Source organism: Arthrobacter sp. 2YAF22_2 (assembly GCF_052114645.1).
Lineage (GTDB): Bacteria > Actinomycetota > Actinomycetes > Actinomycetales > Micrococcaceae > Arthrobacter.
Map to the genome: position 1 here is coordinate 1 of NZ_JBFRFD010000135.1, position 7,632 is coordinate 7,632.

Annotated in this window: 9 protein-coding genes; 4 read left to right on the forward strand and 5 right to left on the reverse strand. The window is 70.3% G+C overall.

Features of this window, described 5'->3' with window-relative positions; all coding sequences use genetic code 11:
- Positions 1 to 226: DoxX family protein (locus AB4Y86_RS07595; protein WP_441401541.1), on the reverse strand; the 226-nt coding region annotated here is incomplete at its 3' end.
- Positions 227 to 368: 142 nt separating this feature from the next.
- Here AB4Y86_RS07595 and AB4Y86_RS07600 point away from each other — a divergent pair.
- The 3 genes from AB4Y86_RS07600 to AB4Y86_RS07610 all read left to right on the forward strand — a co-directional run bounded on the left by AB4Y86_RS07600 (position 369) and on the right by AB4Y86_RS07610 (position 2,820).
- Positions 369 to 1,721 carry an MATE family efflux transporter gene (locus AB4Y86_RS07600; RefSeq protein ID WP_441401543.1) on the forward strand — a complete coding sequence of 451 codons (1,353 nt, stop codon included), beginning with the start codon at positions 369 to 371 and terminating at the stop codon, positions 1,719 to 1,721.
- A 66-nt stretch (positions 1,722 to 1,787) separates the two neighbouring features.
- Positions 1,788 to 2,378: a hypothetical protein gene (locus tag AB4Y86_RS07605; RefSeq protein ID WP_441401545.1), complete on the forward strand. Its 591-nt coding sequence runs from the start codon at positions 1,788 to 1,790 to the stop codon at positions 2,376 to 2,378.
- 85 nt (positions 2,379 to 2,463) lie between these two features.
- The gene (locus AB4Y86_RS07610; protein WP_441401547.1) at positions 2,464 to 2,820 is read left to right on the forward strand and encodes a hypothetical protein; all 357 of its coding nucleotides are present in this window, start codon (positions 2,464 to 2,466) and stop codon (positions 2,818 to 2,820) included.
- Between the two features lie 29 nt (positions 2,821 to 2,849).
- Here AB4Y86_RS07610 and AB4Y86_RS07615 read toward each other — a convergent pair whose 3' ends face one another.
- On the reverse strand, positions 2,850 to 3,392 hold the full coding sequence (locus AB4Y86_RS07615) for a CGNR zinc finger domain-containing protein (protein ID WP_441401549.1): 543 nt from the start codon (positions 3,390 to 3,392) through the stop codon (positions 2,850 to 2,852).
- 144 nt (positions 3,393 to 3,536) lie between these two features.
- Between AB4Y86_RS07615 and AB4Y86_RS07620 the strand changes: the two genes are divergently transcribed.
- Positions 3,537 to 4,517: an EamA family transporter gene (locus AB4Y86_RS07620; protein ID WP_441401555.1), complete on the forward strand. Its 981-nt coding sequence runs from the start codon at positions 3,537 to 3,539 to the stop codon at positions 4,515 to 4,517.
- Between the two features lie 86 nt (positions 4,518 to 4,603).
- Here AB4Y86_RS07620 and AB4Y86_RS07625 read toward each other — a convergent pair whose 3' ends face one another.
- The 3 genes from AB4Y86_RS07625 to AB4Y86_RS07635 form a co-directional block, all read right to left on the reverse strand.
- On the reverse strand, positions 4,604 to 6,874 hold the full coding sequence (locus AB4Y86_RS07625; protein ID WP_441401551.1) for a heavy metal translocating P-type ATPase: 2,271 nt from the start codon (positions 6,872 to 6,874) through the stop codon (positions 4,604 to 4,606).
- Between the two features lie 96 nt (positions 6,875 to 6,970).
- On the reverse strand, positions 6,971 to 7,201 hold the full coding sequence (locus AB4Y86_RS07630; protein ID WP_441401553.1) for a heavy-metal-associated domain-containing protein: 231 nt from the start codon (positions 7,199 to 7,201) through the stop codon (positions 6,971 to 6,973).
- A 67-nt stretch (positions 7,202 to 7,268) separates the two neighbouring features.
- Entirely contained in the window at positions 7,269 to 7,616 is a 348-nt protein-coding gene (locus tag AB4Y86_RS07635) for a metal-sensitive transcriptional regulator (protein WP_441401556.1), read from the reverse strand.
- Positions 7,617 to 7,632: the final 16 nt, after the last annotated feature.

A 7,632-nucleotide genomic window follows, 5' to 3' on the forward strand; every position in this document is an offset into this window, starting at 1 on the left:
GGCGGGTCAGCACGCCGAGGATCAGGGCGACGCCGCCGACGAGTTCCAGCGTGGCAATGACCGGTGCGGTGAAGTTGGCCGCCGGAACGCCCATCTGCGCGAAGGAGGCCTGGGTGCCGGCAATGGTCCACTCGTTGAACTTCTGCCAGCCGTGGGCGGCGAACAGGAAGCCGGTGACGATGCGGAGGATCGTGCGGGCGGTGGTGGTCAGTGTGGGCTGGTTCATGGGGGATCCCGTCCTGGGTGGGCCGCGGCGGGGCACGCCGCCACGGTTTAGTTGAAAATTCAACCTATATATTTCCGGAAATCAGTTGAAAAGTCAACTAAAGCAAGTCGTGCGACGCCTGCAGGAGCGCTAGGGTGGTCGCGTGCCAGCCCCCTCCCCAACTTCCGCACTCGCGTCCCCGGCCGGTCGCCGCCGGGAAATTCTGCGCCTGGCTGTCCCGGCCTTTGGGGCGCTGATCGCCGAGCCGCTCTTCCTGCTCGCCGACTCGGCGATTGTCGGGCACCTGGGCGTGGCGCAGCTCGCCGGCGTCGGACTGGCCTCGGCCGTGCTGCATACCGCGGTGGGGCTGATGGTGTTTCTCGCCTATTCCACAACTCCCGCCGTGGCGCGCGCCATCGGCAACGGCCAGCTGCCAAAGGCGCTGGCTGCAGGGCGGGACGGCGTGTGGCTGGCCCTGCTGCTGGGCACTGTCCTGGCAGCCGCCGGATTCCTCGCGGCCGAACCTCTGCTGGACCTGATGGGCGCGCGCGGCGAGGTGCGGACCTTTGCCGTGGACTACCTCCGCTGGTCCTTGCCGGGCCTCGTGGCCACCCTGCTCATCTTCGCCGGGACCGGAGTGCTGCGGGGTCTGCAAGACACCCGGACCCCGCTGGCAGTGTCCGCCGCCGGCTTCACCGTCAATATCCTGCTGAACCTTTTCCTGGTCTACGGGCTGCAGCTCTCGGTCGCCGGATCGGCCCTCGGCACCAGCATCGCCCAATGGGCCATGGCGCTGGTCTATCTCGTGATGGTGCAGCGCAACGCCCGAGACCACGGCGTGTCCCTGTTTCCGGACTGGCGCGGTGTCCGGACCCTGGCCCGGGTGGGGTCGTGGCTGATGCTGCGCACGCTGAGCCTGCGGCTCGCGATCCTCGCCACCGTCCTGGTGGCCACCGCCCAGGGGCCGGTCAATCTGGCCGCCCACCAGCTGGCGATGACCGTGTTTACTTTCCTGGCCTTTGCCCTGGATGCCCTCGCGATCGCCGCCCAGGCGCTGATCGGCAAGGAACTGGGCGCGACCCACCCGGCAACGGCGCGGGAGCTTACCGGAACGATGGTCCGCTGGGGACTGGGCTTCGGCGTCCTGACCGGGATCCTGCTGGCCGCCGCGGCGCCGTGGGCGGGGCTGCTGTTCACCAACGACGGCGGCGTCCGGGCCGCCCTTACGCTCGCCTTGTGGGTCTTGGCCGCGGGGCAGCCGGTCGCGGGCTACGTCTTTGTGCTCGACGGCGTGCTGATCGGCGCCGGCGACGCGCGGTACCTGGCGATTGCCGGCGTCGTGAATCTCGCCGCCTATTTGCCCCTGCTGCTGTGGGTCCGGCTCTCGGGCGCCGACGGCGGCGCGGCACTGTTCTGGCTCTGGGCGGCCTTCTCGCTGGGCTACATGCTGGCCCGCGCGTTGACACTGGGGCTGCGGGCGCGCACGGACCGGTGGATGCTGCTCGGGGCCCGGTAAAGGGCCGCAGGGCCGGGGCTGCGGCCCGGTGCGGGCCGGGGATCCGGCACCCACTAAACTGGTCGGGTGACTCTCCCCGCAGCCCCCCGCGCTTCGACCCTTCCCGCCGCCACCGACCTGTGGAGGCCGGTGCTGGTCCGGGCCGGCGTCGCCCTGGTGTTCGGCGCCGTCACCGTGTTCTGGGCGGCGCCCCCGGTCGCGGGCATGGGCTGGACGGGCGGCCTTTATCTGCTGGCCACCGGCGTGGCGCTGGTCTGGAGTGTCCGGAAGACCGGGCTGGCGCACGGTGAGCGCGGCGCCAAGATTCTCGCCGCCGCCGGGGCGGTGCTGGCCGGCACCGGCGTCGCGGTGGCGCTGCTCACCGGAAGCCTAGTGTTCGGCACCCTGGCCGCCGTGGGCCTGGGCCTGGCCGGGGTCGCGGAACTGTATCTGGGGGTGGCCGCACGCCAACGCTCGGTCCTGGCGCGAGACTGGATTGCCTCCGGCGTAATCGGCCTGGGCACTGCGGTTGTGCTGCCGTTTTTCATTGACCTCGGCCCGCACGCGCTGCTGGGCGTCGCCGGCGGCGGCGCGATCCTCAACGGCGTGCTCTGGGCCCTGGCCGGGCTGACCCTGCGCCACGATGGGCGGGGCGTTTCCGCGGAGGCCGTAAACTAGTACGGACAGGTTCTACCCGGCGTAGAACAACCGCGGTATCACGACTGCCACGCCTGATCGGCGCTGGCGGCAGGAGGAAAGCATCTTGGCAGAGCAGAAATCAGGAGAACGCCGCAGCCTGCGGACCTCGGTCAAGGCACCGCTGATGTTCTCCGCGTTCTGGGCAGTGCTGGCCTTCTTCGCCGTCCTGATCTTCGCCTCCGGTGGAAGTGACAAGGAAGCCCRCTACGACCTGGCCTTCACCGCAGCCGGCATTGCCTTCATCGCCACGCTCGTGCTCGCGGCCATGCTCTCGATGAGCTACAAGGAGAACGCCGAGCACCTGGGCAAGGGTTCCGGCGTCAACCTGAGCTCCCGGCGGCCGGCGACGCCCCGCGGCGGCCACACCCCGCAGCCGGGTCCCGACGCGGACACCCGCGACGCCGGCGGGGACATCAGCTAGCAGGTGGCGACGCCGGCCGGGGTGCGCCGCTAAGAGGCCGCCTTCCGCGCCCGGTAGGCCGCGACGTGCGCGCGGTTGGCGCAGTTCCCGGTGTCGCAATAGCGTTTCGAACGGTTCCGGCTGAGGTCCAGCACGACGGCGTCGCAATCATCCGCGGCGCAGACCAGCATCCGGTCCATTTCCTTGCTGCGGATCACGTCCACCAGCCCCATCGCGGCCTCGGTACTCATCCGGTCGGCCAGGGGGGCCTCGGGGGTGGTTGCATGCAGGTGCCAGTCCCACCCGTCATGCTTCATCAGCTGCGGCAGGGCCTTGGCGTCGCGCAGCAGGCGGTTGACGGTGTCGACGGCGGTGTCCTCATCGGCCAGCCACAGCGCCGCGAGCCGGGCACGCAGCCGGTGCACGCTGGCCAATTCCGCGGCATCCCGGGTCCGCGAGCCGCTGAAGTTCTCGGCCGCGAGAAAGCGGTCCAGGTCCGCGACGGTGGCCAGTTGCTCTTCCCCGTTGGCGGCCGTGTTGATCAGGCTGACCACCGAACGCAGCGCAACCTCAGTGTCAGGGGCAAATATCATCTTGACTCCTTACGTCGACCGGGCGTACTGTCATGACCATCACCCAACTTTACTCCTGACAGGAGACTGCCCGTGTCTGCCGCACGCCGTCCCGCCGGAGCCCCGGCCGCAACCCGTCCCGCACCCCCCGCTGCCCAACAGCCCATGCCGGGCGCGTCGGGCGCGTCCGGCTTCCTCGCCTCCGGCCTGGGGGTGGCCCTGTTTTCCTCCGCGGTGTTCGGGCTCTCCGGCTCCTTCGCCAAGGCGTTGCTTGAGACGGGCTGGACGCCGGGCGCCGCGGTGACCGCACGGCTTACCGGCGCCGCGCTGGTCCTGGCCGTCCCCGCCGTTGCCGCGTTGCGCGGCCGGTGGCACCAGCTCAGGAACAACTGGCTGACCATCCTGCTGTTCGGCCTGATCGGCGTCGCCGCCTGCCAGCTGTTTTATTTCAACGCCGTCGCGCGGCTCTCTGTCGGCGTCGCGCTTCTGCTCGAATACCTCGCCCCGGTGATGATCGTGCTGTGGCTCTGGGCCGCCAGCCGGCGGCGCCCGCAGGCGCTGACCATTGCCGGAACGCTGCTCTCGCTCGGCGGCCTGGTTCTGGTGCTGGACCTCACCGGGGCGGTCAAGATCGACGTCGTCGGCGTGCTGTGGGGGGTCGCGGCCGCCGTCTGCCTGGCCATCTATTTCTTCATCACGGCCAAGGAAAATGACACCCTGCCGCCGATCGTGCTGGCCTCGGGAGGTCTGATGGCGGGCGCGGCCGTCATGTGGCTGGCCGCGGCCACCGGGTTGCTGCCGATGGCCGCCAGCACGGCCGACACCCGGCTGGGTCCCTGGGTCACGCCGTGGTGGGTGGCGCTGGGCGGCCTGGTCCTCCTTGCCACCGTGCTCGCCTACGTCTCCGGCATCGTGGCAGCGCGGGCACTGGGCTCCAAGGTCGCGTCCTTTGTCTCGCTCACCGAGGTGCTCTTCGCCGTCATCTGGGCCTGGCTGCTCCTCGGCGAGCTGCCGGGCCCCGTCCAGCTCCTGGGCGGTATCCTGATCGTCGGCGGGGTGGTGCTGGTCCGCTGGGACGAACTGCGCCGGCCCGCCCGCTTCGGCGCCGAACTCGACCACGCCAACGACGTCGAGCCCGTCCCCTAAGCCCCTCAACCCAAGTAGCTCGCAGTAGGTGGCGTTTTGAGCATCCAAAACGCCACCTACTGCGAGCCAGTTGGGCGGGGCGGGGGTTACTTGCCGAAGCTGCGCAGCCGCAGCGAGTTCGCCACCACCAGCACCGAGCTCGCCGCCATCGCGGCGCCGGCGATCATCGGATTGAGCAGGCCCAGGGCCGCCACCGGAATGCCCACCGCGTTGTAGAAGAAGGCCCAGAAAAGGTTGGTCTTGATCGTGGCGAGCGTGCGGCGGGAGAGCTCGATGGCCTGGCCGACCTGCCCCAGCCCGTCGCCCATCACGGTCAGGTCCGCGGCTTCGATGGCAACGTCGGTGCCGGAGCCCATCGCGATGCCCAGATCCGCCTGGGCCAGTGCCGCGGCGTCGTTCACGCCGTCGCCGGCCATCGCCACCGTGGCGCCGGCGGCCTGCAGGGCACGGACCGCGGCGACCTTGCCTTCCGGCAGCACGCCCGCGAAGACGTCCTCCGGCGGGATGCCGACGGCGGTGGCCACCTGGCCTGCCACCGCGGCGTTGTCGCCGGTCAGCAGGATGGGCCGCAGTCCCAGCTCCCGGAGCCGGGCGATGGCCGCGGCCGAACCGGGCTTGACGCTGTCGCGCAGGCTGATGATGCCTGCCGGCATTCCGTCCACGGCCACCCAGATTGCGGTGGCCCCCGCCCCCTCGGCGGCCGCGAGGGCCGCCTGCTGCGCATCGGTGACGGCGATACCGTTCTCCTGTAGCCAGCCCGCGCGGCCCACCACGACGAGGCGCCCTTCGACGCCGCCGCGGACCCCGCCGCCCGGGGCCGAGTGGAATCCGGCGACGGCGGGCAGCCGCGCGCCGTCGCCGGTCCCTGGCTCCGCGGTCAATGCGGCTGCCGCGATGGCACGGGCGATGGGGTGCTCGGAGGCGGCCTCCGCCGCGCCGGCGAACCGCAGGACGTCGTCCTCGGCGAACGGGGCAAACGCGCGGGTGCCGGTGACGCCAAGGCGTCCGGTGGTGACGGTGCCGGTCTTGTCCAGCAGGATGGTATCCACTGTGCGGGTATCCTCGAGCACCTGGGGACCCCTGATCAGAAGGCCAAGCTGCGCGCCGCGGCCGGTGCCTGCGAGCAGCCCGACCGGCGTGGCCAGGCCCAGGGCGCACGGGCAGGCAATGACCAGGACCGCGACGGCGGCGGTGAAGGCGGCACGTAATTCGGCCGCGCTGACAACCGGCCCGGCCGCGAGCAGCCACGCTCCGAAGGTGACAGCGGCGAGGACGAGAACCACCGGGACGAAGACGGCGCTGATCCGGTCCGCGAGCCGCGCGATCGGCGCCTTCCCGGACTGTGCCTGGGAGACCAGCCGGCCCATTTGCGCCAGCGTGGTGTCGGCGCCGACCCGGGTGGCGCGGACCAGAAGCCGCCCCGAGGTGTTGATGGTGGCACCCGTGACCGGACTGCCCGGCCCCACCTCGACCGGCACCGACTCGCCGGTAACCAGGGACGCGTCCACGGCGGAGGCACCCTCAATGATCACCCCGTCGGTGGCGATCTTCTCGCCGGGGCGGACGACGACGACATCGCCGGCTTTGAGCCGGTCCGCGGGCACCTGGAATTCGAGTCCGTCCCGGAGCACTGTCGCATCCTTGGCGCCCAGGTCCAACAGTGTCTTGAGCGCGTCGCCCGCCTTCTGCTTGGCGTTGGCCTCCAGGTAGCGGCCCAGCAGCAGGAAGGTGGTGACGACGGCGGCGACCTCGAAGTACAGGCCCCCGGAACCCATGGCCTCCATGGCCGGATCCGCGGTGAGAAGCGGATCGGCCAGCAACTGCCAGGCGGAAAAGACGTAGGCCGCCGTCACGCCGATCGACACCAGCGTGTCCATGGTGGACGCCAGGTGCCGGGCGTTCACGGCGGCCGCCCGGTGGAACGGCCAGGCCGCCCAGCTGACCACCGGCAACGCCAGGGCGCCGGCCACCCAGCCCCAGTGGGGGAACTGGAGTGCCGGGAACATCGAGATCAGGAAGACGGGGATGGTGAGGACGGTTGCGGCGAGCAGGCGGGTCTTCAGCGTTGTTGCCGGATTCCCGGCCGCCGCTTCGCCGGCACCGGCGGGGTTCGCGGTGGTCCGGATCGTTGCCTTGTAGCCGGCGGAGTTCACCGTGGCGGTGATCTGCTCGTCTGTGATGTTGGCAGGGACGGTGACCCGTGCGGATTCCAGCGGGAGGTTGACCAGGGCGTGCACGCCGTCGAGCTTGCCGAGCTTCCGTTCGACCCGGCCCACGCAGGAGGCGCAGGTCATGCCCTCGATGTCGAGTTCAACCACCCTGCCGCCGGGCTGGTCCTGCTGTTGCGCGTTGCTCACGGTTGTTTCCCCTCGGTCCTGCCTGCTAATTTCTGTCCCATTGACTCCCGCCAGACCAGGTCCCGCACCGCGTGGTCCCGCCCGCCTGAGTCAGGCTCAGGCCTCGTTGGCAACCACCAGGTAGCCGGCTTCGGCGACCGCTTCGCCGATTTCGGCGGGCGAGAGTGCGGCCTCGGAGGTGATCGTCACGGTGGAGATCCCGCCGGCGTTGAGGTCGACGTCGACGCTTTCGACACCGGCCAGTGCCTCAAGCTCTTCGGAGACGGAGGATACGCAGTGTCCGCAGGTCATGCCGGATACCTCGACGGTGGTGGAAACGGTGCTCATGGCTTGCTCCTTGGTGGGGGACTGGCAGTCGTTCATCAGCCCGCTGGTGGGGTGGGTGGTGTTGCCGCTAGCGCAGCAGGCGGCCGATGGCATCGGTCGCCTCCTTGACTTTGAAGTCGATGGCTTCGGCCCGGCGCTCCGGATCGGGTTCCGCGGCCGCTCCCATTACGCAGTGGCCGATGTGTTCTTCGACCAGCCCGAGGCTGACGGCGTGCAGGGCCTTCGTGGCGGCGGCGACCTGGGTGAGGATGTCGATGCAGTACTTGTCCTCATCGACCATCCGGGCAATGCCGCGGACCTGCCCTTCGATCCGCTTGAGCCGCTTGAGGTAGGCGTCCTTGTTGGCGGAGTAGCCGTGCTGAGGGGTCGGGGCGTCGTCCAGGGGGGCCGCGACGGAGGCTTCGGACTCGTTCATGCCCTCAACATATACC

Coding starts and splice junctions, on each gene's coding strand:
- AB4Y86_RS07615 (WP_441401549.1), bottom strand. CDS start 3,392: ATGATATTTGCCCCTGACACTGAGGTTGCGCTGCGTTCGGTGGTCAGC.
- AB4Y86_RS07620 (WP_441401555.1), top strand. CDS start 3,537: ATGCCGGGCGCGTCGGGCGCGTCCGGCTTCCTCGCCTCCGGCCTGGGG.
- AB4Y86_RS07630 (WP_441401553.1), bottom strand. CDS start 7,201: ATGAGCACCGTTTCCACCACCGTCGAGGTATCCGGCATGACCTGCGGA.
- AB4Y86_RS07635 (WP_441401556.1), bottom strand. CDS start 7,616: ATGAACGAGTCCGAAGCCTCCGTCGCGGCCCCCCTGGACGACGCCCCG.